The 19,991-nt window shown below is 46.1% G+C and carries 20 protein-coding genes and 3 pseudogenes; 11 read left to right on the forward strand and 12 right to left on the reverse strand.

Annotated features, from left to right (window positions below):
• Position 1: 1 nt before the first annotated feature.
• From trpCF to trpA, 3 genes are read left to right on the forward strand one after another with little or no spacing between them, the layout of a single operon-like run.
• A complete protein-coding gene (trpCF, locus tag WHR59_RS13205; protein ID WP_100194939.1) occupies positions 2-1,360 on the forward strand; it encodes a bifunctional indole-3-glycerol-phosphate synthase TrpC/phosphoribosylanthranilate isomerase TrpF in 1,359 nt (452 codons plus the stop codon).
• 10 nt (positions 1,361-1,370) lie between these two features.
• The gene (trpB, locus tag WHR59_RS13210) at positions 1,371-2,564 is read left to right on the forward strand and encodes a tryptophan synthase subunit beta (RefSeq protein ID WP_043016140.1); all 1,194 of its coding nucleotides are present in this window, start codon (positions 1,371-1,373) and stop codon (positions 2,562-2,564) included.
• Complete coding sequence (trpA, locus tag WHR59_RS13215; RefSeq protein WP_080625251.1) at positions 2,564-3,370, forward strand: tryptophan synthase subunit alpha; 807 nt, start codon at positions 2,564-2,566, stop codon at positions 3,368-3,370. The genes trpB and trpA overlap by 1 nt, the downstream gene beginning before the upstream one ends.
• 32 nt (positions 3,371-3,402) lie before the next feature.
• Here the strand turns inward: trpA and WHR59_RS13220 are convergent, their stop codons facing one another.
• From WHR59_RS13220 to WHR59_RS13230, 3 genes and pseudogenes are all read right to left on the reverse strand, one after another.
• Positions 3,403-4,875 (reverse strand): GGDEF domain-containing protein, encoded by a 1,473-nt coding sequence (locus WHR59_RS13220; protein ID WP_075146247.1) that lies wholly within the window; start codon positions 4,873-4,875, stop codon positions 3,403-3,405.
• Between the two features lie 185 nt (positions 4,876-5,060).
• Complete coding sequence (locus tag WHR59_RS13225) at positions 5,061-5,336, reverse strand: hypothetical protein (RefSeq protein WP_047410825.1); 276 nt, start codon at positions 5,334-5,336, stop codon at positions 5,061-5,063.
• Between the two features lie 133 nt (positions 5,337-5,469).
• A pseudogene (locus WHR59_RS13230) lies at positions 5,470-5,592 on the reverse strand (OmpW family outer membrane protein); the annotation flags it as partial.
• Positions 5,593-5,778: 186 nt separating this feature from the next.
• Here WHR59_RS13230 and WHR59_RS13235 point away from each other — a divergent pair.
• Entirely contained in the window at positions 5,779-6,450 is a 672-nt protein-coding gene (locus WHR59_RS13235; RefSeq protein WP_338843131.1) for an SOS response-associated peptidase, read from the forward strand.
• 200 nt (positions 6,451-6,650) lie between these two features.
• On the opposite strand, the gene WHR59_RS13240 is transcribed toward WHR59_RS13235, so the two are convergent.
• The 3 genes and pseudogenes from WHR59_RS13240 to WHR59_RS13250 all read right to left on the reverse strand — a co-directional run bounded on the left by WHR59_RS13240 (position 6,651) and on the right by WHR59_RS13250 (position 9,565).
• Positions 6,651-7,307, reverse strand: a complete 657-nt coding sequence (locus WHR59_RS13240) for a hypothetical protein (RefSeq protein ID WP_286523536.1) — start codon at positions 7,305-7,307, stop codon at positions 6,651-6,653.
• A gap of 578 nt (positions 7,308-7,885) precedes the next feature.
• Positions 7,886-8,698, reverse strand: a complete 813-nt coding sequence (locus tag WHR59_RS13245; RefSeq protein ID WP_286523538.1) for a hypothetical protein — start codon at positions 8,696-8,698, stop codon at positions 7,886-7,888.
• 369 nt (positions 8,699-9,067) lie between these two features.
• A pseudogene (locus WHR59_RS13250) lies at positions 9,068-9,565 on the reverse strand (S24 family peptidase).
• Between the two features lie 6 nt (positions 9,566-9,571).
• On the opposite strand from WHR59_RS13250, the pseudogene WHR59_RS13255 reads away from it, so the two are divergent.
• The 4 genes and pseudogenes from WHR59_RS13255 to WHR59_RS13270 form a co-directional block, all read left to right on the forward strand.
• Positions 9,572-9,673: pseudogene (locus WHR59_RS13255) on the forward strand (hypothetical protein); the annotation flags it as partial.
• A gap of 95 nt (positions 9,674-9,768) precedes the next feature.
• On the forward strand, positions 9,769-10,011 hold the full coding sequence (locus tag WHR59_RS13260) for a DinI family protein (RefSeq protein ID WP_075146253.1): 243 nt from the start codon (positions 9,769-9,771) through the stop codon (positions 10,009-10,011).
• Positions 10,012-10,252: 241 nt separating this feature from the next.
• Positions 10,253-11,383 carry an acyltransferase gene (locus tag WHR59_RS13265; protein WP_338843132.1) on the forward strand — a complete coding sequence of 377 codons (1,131 nt, stop codon included), beginning with the start codon at positions 10,253-10,255 and terminating at the stop codon, positions 11,381-11,383.
• A 34-nt stretch (positions 11,384-11,417) separates the two neighbouring features.
• Positions 11,418-11,681 (forward strand): DinI family protein, encoded by a 264-nt coding sequence (locus tag WHR59_RS13270; protein ID WP_373870755.1) that lies wholly within the window; start codon positions 11,418-11,420, stop codon positions 11,679-11,681.
• 146 nt (positions 11,682-11,827) lie between these two features.
• Here WHR59_RS13270 and arsH read toward each other — a convergent pair whose 3' ends face one another.
• Positions 11,828-12,526 (reverse strand): arsenical resistance protein ArsH, encoded by a 699-nt coding sequence (gene arsH, locus WHR59_RS13275; protein ID WP_075146256.1) that lies wholly within the window; start codon positions 12,524-12,526, stop codon positions 11,828-11,830.
• 85 nt (positions 12,527-12,611) lie between these two features.
• On the opposite strand from arsH, the gene WHR59_RS13280 reads away from it, so the two are divergent.
• The 3 genes from WHR59_RS13280 to arsC are packed head-to-tail and all read left to right on the forward strand — an operon-like array spanning position 12,612 to position 14,704.
• Positions 12,612-12,932 (forward strand): transcriptional regulator, encoded by a 321-nt coding sequence (locus tag WHR59_RS13280; protein WP_047052019.1) that lies wholly within the window; start codon positions 12,612-12,614, stop codon positions 12,930-12,932.
• A gap of 44 nt (positions 12,933-12,976) precedes the next feature.
• The gene (locus tag WHR59_RS13285; RefSeq protein ID WP_338843133.1) at positions 12,977-14,266 is read left to right on the forward strand and encodes an arsenic transporter; all 1,290 of its coding nucleotides are present in this window, start codon (positions 12,977-12,979) and stop codon (positions 14,264-14,266) included.
• Between the two features lie 12 nt (positions 14,267-14,278).
• Complete coding sequence (arsC, locus tag WHR59_RS13290) at positions 14,279-14,704, forward strand: glutaredoxin-dependent arsenate reductase (protein WP_075146259.1); 426 nt, start codon at positions 14,279-14,281, stop codon at positions 14,702-14,704.
• Positions 14,705-14,890: 186 nt separating this feature from the next.
• Here the strand turns inward: arsC and WHR59_RS13295 are convergent, their stop codons facing one another.
• The 5 genes from WHR59_RS13295 to WHR59_RS13315 all read right to left on the reverse strand — a co-directional run bounded on the left by WHR59_RS13295 (position 14,891) and on the right by WHR59_RS13315 (position 19,755).
• Positions 14,891-15,526: a DUF421 domain-containing protein gene (locus tag WHR59_RS13295; RefSeq protein WP_080625255.1), complete on the reverse strand. Its 636-nt coding sequence runs from the start codon at positions 15,524-15,526 to the stop codon at positions 14,891-14,893.
• Between the two features lie 9 nt (positions 15,527-15,535).
• On the reverse strand, positions 15,536-15,982 hold the full coding sequence (locus tag WHR59_RS13300) for a DUF3290 domain-containing protein (RefSeq protein WP_172862995.1): 447 nt from the start codon (positions 15,980-15,982) through the stop codon (positions 15,536-15,538).
• Positions 15,983-16,333: 351 nt separating this feature from the next.
• Entirely contained in the window at positions 16,334-17,578 is a 1,245-nt protein-coding gene (locus tag WHR59_RS13305) for a tail fiber domain-containing protein (protein WP_338843135.1), read from the reverse strand.
• Between the two features lie 9 nt (positions 17,579-17,587).
• Positions 17,588-19,321, reverse strand: coding sequence for a terminase large subunit (locus WHR59_RS13310; protein WP_338843136.1), 1,734 nt, complete (start codon positions 19,319-19,321; stop codon positions 17,588-17,590).
• Positions 19,321-19,755, reverse strand: a complete 435-nt coding sequence (locus WHR59_RS13315; protein WP_080625271.1) for a phage terminase small subunit P27 family — start codon at positions 19,753-19,755, stop codon at positions 19,321-19,323. The genes WHR59_RS13310 and WHR59_RS13315 overlap by 1 nt, the downstream gene beginning before the upstream one ends.
• Positions 19,756-19,991 lie beyond the last annotated feature (236 nt).

The following is a 19,991-nucleotide window of genomic DNA, read 5'->3' on the forward strand; positions in this document are numbered from 1 at the left end:
GATGCAAACCGTTTTAGCGAAAATTGTCGCAGACAAGGCGATTTGGGTAGAAGCCCGCAAACAGCAACAACCGCTGGCCAGCTTTCAGAATGATGTTCAACCCAGCTCTCGCGATTTCTACGATGCGCTGCAGGGTGCGCGCACCGCCTTTATTCTGGAGTGCAAAAAAGCGTCTCCGTCAAAAGGCGTGATCCGCGATGACTTTGACCCGGAACAGATTGCGGGGATATATAAACATTATGCTTCCGCAATTTCCGTCCTGACCGATGAGAAATATTTCCAGGGGAGCTTTGATTTCCTGCCCATCGTCAGCCGGATCGCACCGCAGCCGATTCTGTGTAAGGATTTTATTATCGATCCATATCAGATTTACCTGGCACGTTTCTACCAGGCGGACGCCTGTCTGCTGATGCTGTCGGTGCTTGATGATGAGCAATACCGTCAACTCGCCGCCGTCGCCCACAGTTTGAAAATGGGCGTACTGACCGAAGTCAGTAACGAAGAAGAGCTGGAGCGTGCTATCGCTCTGGGCGCCAAAGTCGTTGGTATCAATAACCGTGATTTACGCGATCTGTCGATTGACCTGAATCGCACCCGCCAGTTGGCGCCGCGACTGGGTCATGGCGTAACCGTCATCAGCGAGTCCGGCATCAATACCTATGGTCAGGTGCGCGAGCTCAGCCACTTCGCCAACGGTTTTCTGATTGGCTCCGCGCTGATGTCGCACGATGATCTGCATGCCGCCGTACGTCGCGTACTCCTTGGCGAGAATAAAGTCTGCGGTTTAACCCGGGCTCAGGATGCAAACGCGGCATACGAAGCGGGCGCCATTTACGGTGGCTTGATTTTTGTGCCCACATCGCCGCGCGCAATCGGCGTTGAACAGGCGCGAGAGGTCATGACCGGCGCGCCGCTGCAATACGTCGGGGTGTTTCGCAACACAGAGATTAGCGACGTGCGTGAAATAGCGGCTGCTTTGGGACTCACTGCCGTGCAACTGCATGGTAGTGAAGACCAGGCCTATATTGACGCGCTACGCGATGCGCTACCCGCGCAGGTACAAATCTGGAAGGCGCTGAGCGTCAGCGAGACCTTGCCAGCCCGTGATTATCAGCATGTCGATAAATACGTATTCGACAATGGTCAGGGTGGCAGCGGTCAACGCTTCGACTGGTCACTTTTAGGCGGACAATCGCTGGATAACGTTTTACTGGCTGGCGGACTCGGCGCAGATAACTGCGTTGACGCGGCAAAAGCCGGCTGTGCCGGTCTCGATTTCAATTCTGGCGTAGAGTCACTGCCGGGCATCAAGGATGCACGTCTTTTGGCTTCGGTCTTTCAGACGCTGCGCGCATATTAAGGAAAAGGACATGACAACATTACTCAATCCATATTTTGGTGAATTTGGCGGTATGTATGTGCCACAGATTCTGATGCCTGCCCTGCGCCAACTGGAAGAAGCTTTTGTCAGCGCGCAAAAAGATCCTGAATTTCAGGCGCAGTTTACAGACCTGCTGAAAAACTATGCTGGTCGCCCAACCGCACTGACCAAGTGCCAGAACATTACTCAAGGCACCAACACGACGCTGTATCTCAAACGTGAAGATTTACTGCACGGCGGCGCGCACAAAACCAACCAGGTGCTGGGCCAGGCGTTGCTGGCGAAGCGTATGGGTAAAACAGAGATCATCGCCGAAACCGGCGCGGGTCAGCACGGTGTTGCATCAGCTCTCGCCAGCGCACTGCTGGGGTTGAAATGCCGTATTTATATGGGTGCGAAAGACGTTGAACGCCAGTCGCCTAACGTTTTCCGTATGCGTCTTATGGGTGCTGAAGTCATCCCGGTTCACAGCGGTTCCGCAACGCTGAAAGATGCCTGTAACGAAGCGCTGCGCGACTGGTCTGGCAGCTACGATACCGCGCACTATATGCTCGGTACGGCGGCAGGTCCGCACCCCTTCCCGACCATTGTTCGTGAATTCCAGCGCATGATCGGTGAAGAAACCAAAGCACAGATCCTCGAAAAAGAGGGGCGCCTGCCGGACGCCGTTATCGCCTGCGTGGGCGGCGGTTCTAACGCTATCGGTATGTTCGCCGACTTTATTAATGAAGCCAGCGTCGGTCTGATTGGTGTAGAGCCAGGCGGTCACGGGATTGAGTCCGGGGAACATGGCGCGCCATTGAAACATGGCCGTGTCGGGATTTACTTCGGCATGAAGTCCCCCATGATGCAGACCGAAGAAGGACAGATTGAAGAGTCTTACTCTGTATCTGCGGGGCTGGACTTCCCGTCAGTCGGACCACAGCATGCGTATCTGAACAGCATTGGTCGCGCCGATTATGTTTCGATCACCGACGATGAAGCGCTGGAAGCCTTCAAAACGCTGTGTCTGCACGAGGGGATTATTCCGGCACTGGAGTCCTCCCATGCCCTGGCGCACGCATTGAAAATGATGCGTGAAAACCCGGAAAAAGAGCAGCTACTGGTGGTTAATCTCTCCGGTCGCGGCGACAAAGACATTTTCACCGTACACGATATTCTGAAAGCGCGAGGGGAAATCTGATGGAACGTTACGAAAACCTGTTTGCACAGCTGAAGGACCGCAAAGAAGGTGCTTTTGTCCCCTTCGTAACCCTGGGCGATCCGTCCGTTGAGCAGTCACTGAAAATCATTGATACGCTGATTGAAGCCGGTGCCGATGCCCTCGAGCTCGGTATTCCGTTCTCCGATCCGCTGGCTGACGGTCCAACGATTCAGGAAGCCACCCTGCGTGCGTTTGCCGCCGGCGTTACGCCGTCGCAATGCTTTGAAATGCTGGCGCTGATCCGCCAGAAGCACCCAACTATTCCCATTGGGTTGCTGATGTATGCCAACCTGGTGTTCAGTAAGGGCATTGATGAGTTTTACGCCCAGTGCGAAAAAGTAGGCGTGGATTCTGTGTTAGTGGCTGATGTTCCCGTTGAGGAATCCGCACCATTCAGAGCTGCGGCACTGCGCCACAACATTGCGCCTATTTTTATCTGTCCGCCGAATGCTGATGAAGAACTGCTGCGCCAGATTGCCTCTTACGGTCGCGGCTATACCTACCTGCTTTCGCGTGCAGGTGTTACCGGTGCAGAAAATCGTGCGGCGTTACCGCTGCATCATCTGGTCGAAAAGTTGAAAGCATATGATGCGCCGCCGTCATTACAGGGCTTCGGTATCTCTGCGCCTGAACAGGTCGCCGGTGCTATTGAAGCCGGCGCTGCTGGCGCAATTTCCGGCTCGGCGATTGTGAAAATCATTGAGAAGAATGTTGCGGCACCAGAACAAATGCTGGCTGAGCTGAACGCTTTTGTCAGCGCGATGAAAGCCGCCACCCGCCAGTAAGCTACATCAACCGCCAGAAACTTCTGGCGGTTTTATCCCTCTTTCTTGTGCTTCATTTTATACATGGCGTTATCCGCATTCTGAATCGCCACATCCAGTTCACCATTCACCTCTGCAATTCCCCACGATACTGACAATGGCACGGTATGGCCATCCACCACAAACACATGGCTGGTCACCTGCCCGCTAATACGTTGCGCGATTGCTATGGCGTCAGTTGCCTGCGATCGAAACAGCAGGATCATAAATTCATCCCCGCCGGTACGGATCACAATATCGTGACTGGTGCGGGTGTTTGACAACATCCTGTTGGCAATAATTTGCAGCGCACGATCGCCCGCCGCATGGCCCCAGGTATCATTGACGGCCTTAAACTTATTGCAGTCCAGTAGCACCACCGAACAGTGCGATAAATCACGGCGCTTAATGATGTCGAGAATTCGACGATTAAAACAGCCGGTCAGCGTATCAATATAAACTTTAAGATCGCTTTCGTTCAGCCATGATTTTAACGAGAAACTAATGATGATGAAAAAGAACGGCGCCAGCAGCATAACGATTCCTGCATGCGGGTCGCGCGCCATAAAACGGCCTAATGAAAGTGAATAGTGCAGTGCATATTTCTCCGAAAAATTGCGCACCATAAAGCGGGATTGACCGTTACATTTACCGGATAAGCAGAGACTCTCATTATTGGTTAAATTCACCAACTCCACATTCAGCTCCGGTGGAATTTGGTCGTCAAAGGCCTGAGCCAACGCTTCCTGTAATTCTGGCTTTGAATGGTCATAGACCAGATAGGCCACAATTTGGTCTGATATCTCTTTACCAGACAGATCGTAGATATAGCTCACCACGCTATAAGCTTTTTCACCGGTAATTTTATCGGTATAAAAGTTCGTGGAACTAAGGGCTTTATTTTTGACATTTTTCTGCAACAGTCGGGTATAGAAATCGACCGGCGGATAGAAAAATTGGGTAATATCCCGCGCCATTTCAGAATTAGAGAAACTGAAATTGCGCGAATCAGAAGCCATAAACCAGTAAAAATAATCTGAATTTTTGGCAATAATATAACGATGTGCATCGAAGCTGCCTGGGTTCAGCTCATTGACCATGCCGCGAATAAACTCCGCCGCCGTATACATACACAGCGCGTTGTGACCGATTTGCTGGGCAACCATTGTCCCCGTCGCCGAATGCAGCCGCTTTGGGTCGGCGTTAATTCCCCATTCATTCTCATATCGGGGAACAAATTGTGAAATATCGCCGCATTGTTCACCCGTTTTGATATGGTGATAGCGCTCACCAATCGCATCGGCGATCAGCTCGTTATCGTTAAAAATGTCCATCATGCGCGCTTGCAGGCGGTTAACGCCTTCGCTGGCTGCAGCCATACGCTGCTCATAAATAATAAACAAAAACAACGAGGTAAATATCAACGTAATGAGCCCTGATACCAGCAGTGCCTGCCTGTTTCTGAGCTTGTCCTGCACAATCTTCACGAGTCCACCCTGATAGTTAACATATTGCCAAACCGGTTACCCGTTTCTGTTGTTGCATAACTGCGCTGTACGTTGATTGAGAATATCAACCTTCCCTAAGCTGATGAGTTAGAAGCCCGTTGTTATGCGAGCTAAAGTTACAGACTTATACAATAAAAGCGCATTTTTGTTAACATAAATGCAAACTAATCATCACCCTCAATCGGATATCCTGCCCGACGAATGGCCTCACGACAATCGCTCACGCCTGCGGCGTAGCCCGCTTCAATCTCACAAACCGGACTGGCGCTGCAAAAAGGTAGTGTAACCGGAGTCGCAATACGTTTTTCCAGCGTCTCAATTTTATCCATATAAATCAGCAATTCACGCGCGGCACTCACGGCAAACGCTGCCGTTTGATCTTCGGTGAATGGTTCCAGAAGCGTGATTTTTTGTTGTAGCAGGTGGCGAGTCAACATCATTGTGAATGCCCTCAAAGCCAGTTTGCTTAAAGAGTAGCATTACATCGACGGGGAGAGTGGCTGGAAGAAATAAATGGGCAATAAAAAAAGCTGACCGTGGAGCGATCAGCCTTTCAGCATTTTAATCACGGACTTAGAAGCGATAACCCGCAGAGAACATAAACACCCACGGATCGAGGCGTACGCTGTCATGCTGCTGCGCACCAGCCAGTTTGTAGCTCGCGGTGGTATCGATATCCATGTACCAGACCGATATACATCTGATTTTACACTATCAGCATGAATTAAAAGCGTTTTATTGATATTTTGCCATCTCTAAATCAACATTTTGAAGGTGTTGTAAGCTTATGATTCGCCGATAGATTTAAATTGTTTTGCAGAACGTATTTTATAAGATATTCCTTGAGTACCTATACTTTCAGTCTGGAGACTGGAGGTGTCTATGTGTGGACGTTTCGTTCAATCAATGACGCGTGAAGATTATCTCGTTCTGCTCGCTGATGAGGCCGAACTCTACATACCATACGATCCCGAACCAATCGGTCGTTTTAACGTTGCGCCAGGCACAAAAGTTCTGCTACTCAGCGAACGTGATGAGCAGTTGCATCTTGATCCAGTTATCTGGGGATACGCCCCCGGTTGGTGGGATAAACCGCCACTCATTAACGCACGGTCTGAAACTGCGGCCACCAGCAGAATGTTTAAACCACTCTGGCAACATGGTCGCGCAATTTGCTTTGCTGATGGCTGGTACGAATGGAAAAAGGAAGGTGACATAAAGCAGCCCTACTTTATTCATCGAGCCGATGGCCAGCCGATTTTCATGGCGGCGATCGGCAGCACACCATTCGAACGTGGAGATGAAGCTGAAGGATTCCTGATAGTAACAGCTGCTGCCGATAAAGGACTGGTAGATATTCACGACAGGCGGCCACTGGTACTGTCACCAGAAGCTGCTCGCGGATGGATGAGGCAGAATATTGGAGGGAAAGAAGCGGAGGAGATTGTAGCTGACGGTTCCGTGTCCGCTGATAAATTTTTTTGGCACGCCGTGACGCGTGCCGTCGGGAATGTTAAGAATCAAGGACCAGAGTTAATCCAAACTATGCGTTAATGTACGATGCGACAGGGGAAACGTCTGCTTTGAGCGAAAAACGGAAGTTCGCAGTTAAATCGCCACTGGTTTAACAATTGGGCTGCCCACACTCGATTAGGAGTACTTACTAATTGATTGAGAAGAAGATGTTCGCATATTATCAGTTAATCTCCAAGCAGCCGCCATATGCGTGTTTTTAATATTATTTATATGACACTTTATATTTTTGAAAACGACATTAATGTATTGACTGGTGATAATTTATCTTTTAACTTATTGATTCTATCTCTATTTATTTCTGTAAAATTCAAACTTCTCTTTATTTCTTCAATGTTTTTCATATACATCTCTTTTACGAATAAAGGTATGTAATTATCATTTTCTATCAATGAACAATGCTTTTTAAATTCAACATCCTCATCTATTTCTTTTTCATCTAAAGCTCCAAGACTGTTCAACTTTAGGATTAGCATTGATCTCATTACGATATCCAGTTGCATTGTTGCTTTTAATAGCAACGGCTCTACAGGTGTTGGGAGTAACACTCCCTTGTCGACAACATTGTCTGGCGTTAATACTCGTGTATTTCCATTAACGACGGTGCCTCTAGTGCTAAGATCAAATCCACGGTGTACAATTGAATTCCTTAGCGTCCTAAAATAAAAAAGGTTACTGCCTATTGTTATTTTGATATCTTCCTGTATACAATTATTATTATCTTTCATGTAATCTATTAGTGAAAATATAGACTCAATGTAAACGCCATGATTAAATCTTAGGTGTTCAATATTTGCGGGCGGTGGGGTTTCAAGTAATGCTGTCTGCGCATTATTTATTTTCGTTAGATACCAATCAATCGAATTTAGTAATTCCATATTTATACCATTCTTGTTATTAAGAACCTTGTGATTTTTGAGATTAGAGATTAATTTCTTCTCTTCGAAAGTTCATAAAGTTGGCACTGTGTGAACAAAGTTAACTGACTTATGAGGAGCGCAGTAACCAAAACTTGTTCTTCCAGTTTAGCCTTAACTTGCGTATAACTTCAAGACTAACCCCTCTATATCAGTCTGCCAGCGACGCTTTGTCATGCTTGTATTTATTTTCCATAACGTCATTCAATCCATATTGTTAAGAGGGGTAAAGTGGATGGCTTCGTTGAGACGACCCGGTGCAAATTGAGCGTATCCCATTAACATCTTAATGTCAGCGTTATCATCCCTACAAAACTACCGATCCACTATAAGAGAGTCTCCGGCATTCCAACTTCTGCTTTTGGCTGTGAGCGGACATGCCCGGTGCATTGTTGAGTGCTGTCATGAGGGTTTGCCAAACAACATAGTGCTTTTCAAATTATTCTGACTATTTCCATATGATGCTATTTCTCGAGGTTCAATGCGACTTACTTTCTCAAAGAGGCTTTCTCAAAGAAGCCGGATTATCTTCGACATACTTATTGATGGGAAAAATAACCAGATGACATCATTTCAAAATCACAAACATTACCGACTTTAAATTTTTCAAATTCATCCATATTTACCCCTGGTATTGTTGATAACGACCAATAGTAATAACAGAGCAACCACTTGTATTTATCTTTAACTCTTTGGGTAGTTACTGATTCATAAATCTTATATATATCCTCCATTTCAAGTTTCACGTCTGACTGATTATTCCCTTCTCTATTTATAATATGAGGAGAAAAATGCACTATGTAGCTAGAAGCGTTTTTAACAATCATAGTGAGGTTGTGTCCGCTCACATCTGGAATAATATCATCGTCAATTAATATTCTAGGATAAACTGACTTAGTAGATTCAAGCATGTAAGCTTTCTCGAGCGCCTTAGAGGATAAAAATGAGAAATTGTGTTTTTTATTAGTTTTTTCAATGTGTTGACCTTGGGAAATCCCGCCTCGAATGAACAAACCTTCAAAGCTTAGATGTGCAGACAATACTTGGCATAAAAATAATATATTAAAAAAAGAAGTTTCTTTATTTGTATTTTTAGGGTGCGTTATGATGATACTATCAGAGAAAAACCTCACTTCTAGTCTGCTTGTATCTGTAAAGCCACGAACGGTAACATTTTCCAATAATTCCAAAGATGAAGTCAGAGCTCTTTCATACCTTCCACGCAGATTAAATCGCCCATCAAAGAATTCATCAGATTTATTTTTATATCCTAGAACATCTAAAAACGCGCAGTAGTAAAGCTCACTGTCCAATGTGAAATCATCTATTTTATTCCAGTTATCTGATGCCATATTAACCACCTAACGTTAAGATTTCTAATGATTTTCATATATTAATTTCATTATGGAATTAATTGACAAGAAATCAACATTTTTTTGCGTAAAGAATTTGAATGTTTTGGAAGTTGATATGACTTGCCCCCACTGATTGATGCAGATAGATGATAACAATGTCCTCTATTGGCACATAGCTGCCCTTCAGACGGTAACTCGCCATCATGGGGTGTCGGGGGTCGAAGGTTCAAATCCTCTCGTTCTGACCAAAAATCCTCTAAGAACCAGCCTGTTACGGCTGGTTTTTTATGCCTGTTTTCTGAACGGGGAATAATCGGGGAAAAAACCCGACACAAAACATCGACTTTACCGTAAAGTTTCAACTATTCACATCACCAGGCAGTCATCAAACTCCGCGTTCCTGGCATCATTAATGATGTACGTGATAACTCCAAATATTGCGTGTGAGGAATTGTAGCCATCACCATCTTCTGGCAGCGCTCCCGTTCTCCAGATTTATCAGGTGGGGCTGAGGGTGAGTTCGGTATCGCTTGATCCTGAATTCCCCGTCTATCGCGCATATCAGCAGCGAGCCATCACAGGCTGAAAGCGACGCGTCCACAACAAGTAGCGCCCCCTGGATTATCCCTTCTCTGAAATGTGAACGCGATGCCCGCATGAAATAAGTCGCTGCGGGCTGGCTGATTAGCTGCTGATCGAGGGAGATCCTTGTTTCAACGTAATCTGCCACAGGTGAAGGGAAGCCCATGGCTATAGTCCTCCGTTTGGATTGAACAGCTGAAAGGTACGGTTCTCGCCTTCCTGCGTTGATACATCGCGGAATGTTGTCACATACCACTCGATCCATTCGTTGGCCTGCTTCATCGTCCAATTCCAGTTAACCTTGCTCAGTTCCTGGACAAACCGCTGTGTGGTGACGGTCTTACGCCCATTTGGTTCTTGCTGTATCGAAGCATGCCAGGCCATTTCAATATCGCTACGTCGTGGCATCATTTAGCCCCTCTTGAATACAGGATAAAAACACAGCATAAACACTGTGTATCCACCCAGTAAAGAGGCAATAAGCAATGTTCGTGGAACTCGTTTATGACAAAAGGAATTTTGATGGTCTACCCGGTGCAAAAGATATCATTCCGGGAGAATTGAGTAAGAGAGTTCACCGGATTTTCCCGGATGCTGATGTTCGGGTTAAACCGATGATGACACTGCCGGCGATCAACACTGACGCCAGCAAGCATGAGAAAGAACAGATAAGCCGAACGGTGCAGGAAATGTTTGAAGAGGCTGATATGTGGCTGGTTTCAGATTAAACGCCTTGAACCGTCATATTGCTTAAGTACAATCCGCTGCGACTGGCAATCATTCAGTACTCGCACTATCGAACATTCGCCAGTCGGCCGTAGTCTATGCTTCCATGCAAAGTGGCAGCGGTTACCCCATCACACAAGACCCTCGTTAAAAAACCCGGATCGCGTATAGTTAAACATAAATTACGGATGCTATTTCAAAGTAACTTAGTTATAGTTATTCAGGAATTTCAGGGAGTATTTTATGAACAAAAGAATAGAATCTTTGCAGGCTCTACGTGGATTAGCCGCAATTTTGGTTATGTTGTTTCACTACCGCTTTTACCTAAGAAGTCAGGTTGAAAACGGCACAACCATTTGGGACGCATTATTCGGATGGGGAATTATCGGCGTTGATATTTTTTTCATCATTAGTGGATTTATAATGGTATACACCACTCAAAATTATACTCAGAGTCTGTTCTCAACAAAACGATTCCTGATTAATCGTGCTATAAGAATATTTCCAATGTATTACGTTGGCCTTTTGATAACATTTCTTTTGAGTGGAGCAATGAGTACTTTCCATTATCCTGAGAAAGTGCAAAATTTGCTAAGTGCTCTTACATTCACTGTCTATAAGACGGACATAACACCTCATTATATTGATGATGGTGGTATGTATAATATACGCTGGACACTTAATTATGAAGTCTATTTTTATATAGCTTTTTCCGTTTGTCTGCTTGTTAAACATCGTTTATTAGCTCTAATTGGTTTTAGTGCACTTATGATATGCCTCATTCCTGCCATTGCGGGATTCCAACCAACAACAAGTATACAAGGCTATCCCTTCCACTCCCCGACTCTTGGTTTGTTAACAAATCCTGTTTTCCTTGAGTTTATTATAGGGGCAATAGTTGGTTGTTTATATTTAAAGCTCAAGAATATTACATCGTCAACTAAGATTCAAGCTATCGCCAGCTTTATATCATTATCTTTGTTCATGTATGTAATTTATGGAATATATAATGAAAGCTTGAGAGCGTTTAATACAGAAAGCGCTATTATTTTAGGTGTGTTTATTCTTTTTATCACTCTAGCCGATCCTTTATTAAAGAAATACATCCCCCACATATTAACATACCTTGGTGATATATCTTTCTCACTCTATTTACTTCATGGTGCTATAGGTTCCGCTGTCATGAAAAGAATGGAGCTGTTTGAATTATCCAATTACAAAGGAATCGTGACAGTTGTTATAGCTATTTCCCTATCTATATTCATTTCTCATTTAACGCATAAATATATTGAGATTAGATTAACCAGAAAACTAAAAAAGAGAATGCTTCCAGTAAGTTCATTAAGGCAAAAACCGTATAACTTAGCTAACTAATTCATGAAATGACATAACAGGCGGATTCTCTTCTCTGCCTGTTTCTAAGAATCATAACTCTGGTTTCTCCGGCCAGTCAGGATTTGAGGTGTCGACCCTACCCGGTGCAAAAGATATCATTCCGGGAGAATTGAGTAAGAGAGTTCACCGGATTTTCCCCGATGCTGATGTTCGGGTTAAACCGATGATGACACTGCCGTCGATCAACATTGACGCCAGCAAGCATGAGAAAGAACAGATAAGCAGAACGGTGCAGGAAATATTTGAAGAGGCTGATATGTGGCTGGTTTCAGATTAAACTCCTTGAACCGTCATATTGCTTAAGTTGTATTAGCTCTGACCTGGCACTCTTAAGGCACAGAGCGAAACCTAAGCTGACAGTCCACTCAGTGCCAAAGCGGACGTTGTTAAGCTCATTCAGTATGGATTCACGAAAAAAATACGTTATATTTTGTCCTGATTTACACGGGATGAAAGCTCCTGATGGCTTTCTTTTCGCTCGCTGTAACGATCTGCAAGATAACCGGTTTGTCCCTTAAGCAGCAGCGTGACTTTAAACAACTCCTCCGCTACATCGACGATGCGGTCATACCATGAAGAGGGTTTCATTCGTCCGTTTTCGTCGAACTCTTGCCATGCCTTGGCTACAGAGGACTGGTTTGGGATCGTAAACATCCGCATCCAGCGACCCAGAATACGCATCTGGTTCACGGCATTGAAGGACTGTGAACCACCGCAGACCTGCATTACCGCAAGTGTTTTGCCCTGCGAAGGACGAACCGCGCCTTCACTTAAGGGTATCCAATCAATCTGCGCCTTCATAACTGCGCTCATAGCACCGTGCCGTTCCGGAGAACTCCACACCATCCCGTCACACCATCTGACCAGACCGCGCAGCTCGGTGACTTTAGGATGCGTATCTGGCGCATCATCCGGCAGGGGTAAACCTGAGGGGTTAAAGAGTTTTACTTCCGCGCCCATCGCTGTCAGCAGGCGACCAGCTTCTTCCGCAGCAAAGCGGCTGTAGGAGCGCTCTCTAACTGAGCCATATAGGATCAGAATCCGCGGCGGCTCGTGCAGGTGCAGGCGCTCGGCGATGTGTTGATCAAAGCATTCACTATTCAGGGCTGGAAATTGTTCCATTTTTCTACTCCGGAGAGATCAGATTATTTCAAATTTAATACATATGATTTAACATATGTATATTCTAAAGGGAACGGAGTGAAAAATGCTACAACCTGTTCAACTTTTCAAAATTCTGTCGGATGAAACCCGGCTCGCCATCATCATGATTCTCCGGGAGTCAGGAGAACTGTGCGTCTGTGATATCTGCGCAACAATTTCCGAATCGCAGCCCAAAGTCTCGCGACATATGGCTATCCTTCGCGAGGCTGGGTTGGTTCTGGATCGTCGTGAAGGCAAATGGATCCACTATCGTCTGTCACCCCACATACCGGCATGGGCAGCTGAGACAATCACAACGTCCTGGCAGTGTATGCGAGAGGATGTGCGTGAATGGCTGGATAAATCAGCCTGCACCTCCTGTTGAGAAAAGAAAACACATTTACATAATCATATATAATGGAGTCTGAGATGCTTTTGGCAGGGAGTATATTTTTACTGACGCTGATACTGGTGATCTGGCAACCCAGAGGCTTGAGCATTGGCTGGAGTGCGAGTATCGGGGCTGTGCTGGCGCTGGTAACCGGTGTCATCCATATCACTGATATACCCGTTGTCTGGAATATCGTCTGGAACGCGACAGCGGCATTTATTGCGGTCATTATCATCAGCCTGCTGCTCGATGAAGCCGGCTTCTTTGAGTGGACCGCACTGCACGTCTCCCGCTGGGGTAACGGGCGTGGTCGCCTGCTGTTTACCTGGATAGTGTTGCTCGGAGCCGCTGTTGCTGCTTTGTTCGCCAATGACGGCGCCGCGCTGATCCTGACACCAATTGTGATTGCGATGCTGCTTGCAATGGGATTCAGCAAGGGCACAACACTGGCCTTTGTGATGGCCGCAGGATTTATAGCAGATACGGCCAGCCTACCGCTCATTGTTTCTAACCTGGTGAATATCGTCTCGGCGGACTTTTTCAGTCTGGGTTTCACGCAGTATGCCTCCGTTATGATCCCCGTAGATGTGGCAGCGATTGCGGCCACGCTAGTCATGCTGCATCTCTTCTTCCGCAGGGACATTCCGGCGACGTATGACGTTTCGCTGCTGAAGACTCCTGCCAGTGTGATAAAAGATCCGGCAACGTTCAGGGTGGGCTGGATTGTCCTGTTATTGCTGCTTGTCGGTTTCTTTGTTTTGGAGCCTGTGGGGATCCCGGTCAGCGCGATAGCGGCTACTGGCGCAGCAGTACTGTTTATAGTGGCGAAAAGAGGTCATGCCATCAACACCGGTAAAGTCCTGCGCGGTGCGCCATGGCAGATCGTTATTTTTTCGCTGGGCATGTACCTGGTGGTCTATGGCCTCCGCAATGCAGGGTTAACGGAGTATCTGTCTGGCGTGCTAAACCTGCTGGCAGAAAAGGGATTATGGGCAGCAACGTTTGGCACCGGCTTCATGACCGCTCTCCTGTCGTCGGCGATGAACAATATGCCGACAGTGCTGATTGGCGCGCTGTCGATTGATGGGAGTACGGCGACTGGCGTTGTCAAAGAGGCAATGATTTATGCCAACGTGATCGGCAGCGATTTAGGCCCGAAAATCACCCCGATTGGCAGTCTGGCAACCCTGCTTTGGCTGCATGTACTTGCTCAGAAAAATATAACGATTACCTGGGGGTATTACTTCCGCACCGGCATTATCATGACTCTGCCGGTGCTGTTTGTCACTTTGGCCGCGCTGGCGTTGCGGCTCTCCATCACTTTGTAATGAGATACAGATATGAGCAACATTACCATCTATCACAACCCTGCCTGCGGTACTTCTCGCAACACGCTGGAGATGATCCGTAACAGCGGCAACGAACCAACGATAATTTATTATCTCGATACGCCACCGACCCGTGATGAGCTGATTAAACTTATTTCAGATATGGGAATTACGGTGCGTGAATTACTGCGTAAGAATGTTGAGCCTTATGAACATCTGGGTCTTGATGAAGAGAAATTTAGTGATGAGCAGTTGATTGATTTTATGCTTCAACATCCGATCCTGATTAATCGGCCGGTAGTCATTACGCCGCTTGGCACTCGTCTTTGCCGCCCTTCAGAAATAGTGTTGGATATTCTACCGGAAGGTCAGAAAGGAGCGTTTACCAAAGAGGATGGCGAGAAGGTCATTGACGAAACGGGGAAGCGGGTTAAGTAAACTGCCCACATAAAAATATCGGACGCCTATTCACGCTATGCGGGCGTCCGCTTTTCGCTCTCAACGGAGCTTTAACTCAGCCAGTTCGTTCGCTCTGTGCCGGGATCGAACGTTGGTGTCAGTGTTCTCAGGCGGAGGCACACCTGAACTGGCTACCTCCTGATAAAAGGGCGTTAATTTTAGATGTTATTTTTCATATCCGTATAAATTAATCCTACCTGATAAGTACTCACCTAAATATACCTCACTGATTTTATTGAAGCCTTTCTTTGTAACTTCATTATCTAACCATTCATTGTCTTTATTAAGGATTTCTAGCAGATCATGGTTGGCTAAACCGTCCACTATAATTGGGTAGCGTATATTTTCATCGCCACTTTGTATAATAGTTAATTGCCCATTTTGTTCGAGAACCACGCGTTTTAGTTGTTCTATTTCATAAATACCATTTGCTCTTAATTTGAACATTAAATCATTTGCAGAAACACCATTCCGTAAACACTCCTTAACATTAATGCTACCATTGTGTACTAAAGTAATAGGTTTTCCATCGATCACCCTTTTTACTAACCGACTATTTTCCTTCAAAAACTTAAGAACAAAGACCAAAAAAGTCCATATAATTAGGACTAGGACAAATTGGAGAACTGTTATAGATTCGTTGTAAATCACACCTCCTATAATCCCCCCCAGCACATAGTTTTGAACTTGGTCCATTGCGGATGAAGGAGCCAGATTTCCTTTCCCCATAAGATTTATTTGAACAATTAAACACAGTATCCCCAGACCCAACTTTATAATGATAGGTAAATAAATCATCATTTCTACACCTCATTTATTTATGATTTCTACTTCTGGGTTTATTAACGAAACCTCTACTAAATTGTATGTTTTCTGATCCGAGCCTAAGTTGACGCGATAAAAAAGATCATTAATTTTAACGATAATGCCATCAGTGAGTTGTACTGAACTGGAAGATATAGCATTCACATTCACATCTTTTTTTTGTGATAAGAATCTAACAAAATTAACCATTTGTGATGATTGGGAATGTATATTTTGACTATCAGTATAATCAGCATACTGAACACCACAAATGAAGAGCAAAAATAAGAAGGCTATGATTGTTAAGTCACGATATTTAGTTTGCAAACGATGGCGCATATACAGACTAAAAACAACGATTAGAATAAATAAAGTACTAAATATAACGATGTATTTTAAATAATCATTGATGTTAGACTGCATTTGTAGGTAATCTATGCTATAAAATCTCATATATGTATAATCCCCAACCCCTCAAGACCCCATTTTTATTATAGTAACACATTGTCATTATCCGTTCTGGTTTACTTAACAGCTAATAATTATCAGTTATCAGCTGAGATTTGTCATTATCATTTAAGTCAACTACAGTGACCTGCTTACTATGACTCAAGGTACCTCGATGTAAGTAAACATTCTGAACTTCTACTCTTCGTTCAAAACGGGCTTTCAACCATTCAATACTCGCACTATCGGACGTCCGCCAGTCGGCCGCAGCCATACTCCTGCATACGGTATGGTTGCGGCAGATCCCACCCTGTTATTTCGCTTTATGACATTGCACTTTGATGGTCCAGAGCAGAATTATCTGGCGGCGAACTGTTCAACAATTTTCTTCAGCGCCTCCATGTCTGCTTTCAGTTGATTGATTTCTTTCTGCTGCGCTTCGTTTTCATCCATCAGAGAAATAAGGGTTGCGTGGTGAACCGCGGCCAGTACGCCGGAATCGCCAGCCTGTACAGATAAGGCATCCTTAACAACAGTACCGTCCCGTAGTTCGATATCACCGGCAGTAACTTTCGCCTCCGGGTACGCCTCATACAGCCCTTCAGCCAGAACACCGATACCGAAACGCCCGTCAGCATTTTTTGTTTTCAGTCGCCAGGTACATGCGCGGATTATCCGCATCGTTTCGCGCGGATTCTGGATGTCTTCGACTTTCTCTTTAATTTCAGCAGTCGAACCACCGTTAATCCAGTTGCCAGAAGCAGTGGCGTTACCATTAGCGCCATTAAACCGCCACATGTGCGGCGTGGTTCCCACCTCCGTTGTCCAGGAGAGGACGTACTCGGGGTTCATGTCGTTTGCCCATGCAGACCATGTAAACACCCCGCCGTAATGACCTGGCCAGTACATCTTGAAACTCATATGCGGATACAGATATCCTGCACCGAGTACATTCATCTGTTCCTGGTAGAGACCGTAGTTGCGGTTTCCGGCATAGAGGGAGTCAAAGCTTCCCGGCAATGCGTTGACCTTTCCAAACGGGCTGGTTATCTGGCCTCCGGATTTGCCGCCGATGGTGTTAAGGCGGTTATCATTACCCTCACAGAAAGAACCTGCCACTGCACCGAAGGGACTGGATAACCCTGTCCCACCCTGCGCTTTTGACACCACGCCGTTGACCAGGTCAGCCTTGCCGGCAACGCTATTGATGAGTTTCTTTGCTGACGGTCCTGTGGTCTGACTGGTATCCGGTAATTTAATAGTTACATCACCTTCGGCTGTAAAAAACTGCTGCCAGTTCTGCTTGTCGTAGTTCAGACCGAGAAGCGCCTGGGTATTCTGAACGACCATTGCGGCAGTGACCATATTCAGCGCCACGCGGGGAACGGCAGACCAGGCGGCTCCTGTCGCTCGCGGCCCGGTGTAATTACTGACCAGCGTCAGCCGTGTATTGCTGTTAACTTCCAGTACGGGAAGTGTGAAAGGCACACCACCCACGACAACCACAATAAAATCACCTGCAGCTAACTCAGTGGTGAAAGTGGTGTCAGTTCCGGCAACCGAGGCTGAGTTATTGTTAAGGGTTAAGGTTCCTGCTGACATGGGGTTTCCTCAGTACATGTTCGGAATAATGAGAATGGGCATGGTGATATTTCTGTTACTTACTGTACTGTTCAGCATGGCCCGTCCGATCCCCATAAGTAATCCTACAGCACCATCAATTTTATTTTGCTTACCCTCCTTGCCGGGGCGGACAATATCATCGCTTCCAGGCAAATAACGCCCGATGACATTCTGGATGCACCAGTTCATGATAGGGTTACCGTCATGATGAAAACGTCCTGATGCCAGCGCGGCCTCGATTTCACGCATTGGGTCACTCATATTGGTGAAGTTTTGCCTGATCTCAACTGGCTCCAGCCCCTCCTCTTCAAGCATGTGTCGTAATGATGTTGCACCGTAAGGATCAATAGGACACTGAATGATTTTTACACGCTGACGTAATTGAAGGATTGACTCAAAAATAAGCCGATAGTCCACTTCCGCACCTTCTGTCGGTATCAGAACCTCTTGTTTAACAAATGACTGATAGCGGTCAGAAGTGGTTTTCAATGTGGGATCTGGTGAGTAAACCGTATCTTCAGGCACCCAGAACATCGGACTGACACAGTAGAAATGCGTAATACCATCCACTTCCCGTCTGAATACTGGTACGACCGCATTCAGGTCAACCTTAGACGCAAGGTCTATCCCCAACCAGCAATCTTCATCGGCGAAATCAGACAACTTGAGACTATTGTCCGCTGCAGCCATCCATTTTTGCAGATCATAGAAAACCGTCTTGGCACTTACCCACCGGTTAAAATGCTTGGTAAGAATTTTGTTCGTCTGGCTGGGGTTAGATATTCCAAGCAATTGTTTGGCGCGCAGGAAGTGTTCTTTTACGGAAATGCCAAAGTTTGGATTTGCTTTGATTAATGCTTCATGTTTTGTCCAGTCGTCATCATCATCAAGACCGTAAATAATACCGAAAATCGTTTCATTTTCTTCTCCCACCCGATTCCGGCGTAGAATTTCCACCACCTGCGCACGTTTCTCATAACACGGAGAAGTAATGTCATAACCCGCAGTTGTAATGATCAGAGTGATAGGTTGTTCCCTTGCCCCCATTCCTGTTGTCATAGTCGTATAAAGAGCATCTGTTTGGTGCTCGTGGTATTCATCAATAATTGCACATGAAGGGGAATCGCCGTCACCAGGATCGCCGATGACTGGCGCAAAAACAGCGCCATCCGGACGGGTCATTTTCTTCGCCCAGGGTTTGACTGAGTATTTTTGTCGCAATGCAGGGAGTTTTTTTACCATTTGTAGAGCGGGAGAGAAGACTTTCCAGGCCTGTTTTTCTGTAGTGGCGCCACAGTACACTTCTGCACCATGTTCCCCATCAGCGCAAAACATATAATTACCAACGGCAGCTGCAATTGCGGACTTCCCATTTTTCCTGGGAACCTCAATATATATTTCAGAAAAACGGCGGAATCCGGACTTCCTATTAACCCAACCAAATGGCACACCAAGAGCAAACTTTTGCCAGGGCTCAAATTCTATGCGTAGTTTATTCCTGGCCCATTCACCGGCCGTATGAGGCATCTTCTGAGCAAAGCGCAAAAATCGCTCGGCCTTGTTTTTATCAAACCGGTAAGGCCAGTCAGGATCCTTCGCACGTTCCAAATCATCAAGGTGTCGTTGACAGGCAAGCACAGTTAACTGACAAGCAAGGATCTTCCCGCCAACAACATCTCTTGCATACTGGTTCGCTGCATTGACGTTCGGATATGTAGCCATCAGTCAAACTCATCAAATTCATTCCCGTCATCGTCAGGAGCATTTCTGCCACTGGTCATTCTGATACGGCTGAGCGGATCTAACCCCAGAAGTGAGCCCAGACGGGCAATCTGGGAAACTGAATCATTTCGGACGTTAACTGCAGGATGTTTTTTTAATCCTCCCATTTCACTTTCAGTTGTCAGCCCTGAAGCCAGTAATTTTTCAGCTTCAAGCATAAGATGGAAGGCATTGCAGTAGGCTAAAAGTAAGGGGGCATCTTCAAGTTCAAATACGCCTCTTTCGATCAGGATTTTGCTTTGAGTCTTCCACATTCTGATAGCAGCCTCCCCCATTAACTCTGTAGGAGGTGCAATTCGGGTTAATTTACTTTTTTGTCCGGCGGGTAAGATGGGTTTTCTCCCCCCTCCAGACGATCGAATTCCACCAGCCATAACTCCTCTTTTAATAGGTGAAACCTACCGGAAAAAAGATCCTTATTTATGACGTGCAAAAATGGCCTTCAGGCGGCAGTCCTGAAGCGCGAAAGGGGTCAGGGATTTGATCCCCCTACCCCCTGGCCTGTGCCGGCATCAATCCAGATGGAAATCATCATTCAGGCTGCGCCGACAACCGCTGCTCGAATTGTGTGGACAGGCATTAGAGTTATGCCCTGACAGCCCACAATAGC

Origin of the sequence: Citrobacter europaeus (assembly GCF_037482245.1) — a bacterium.
Lineage (GTDB): Bacteria > Pseudomonadota > Gammaproteobacteria > Enterobacterales > Enterobacteriaceae > Citrobacter > Citrobacter europaeus.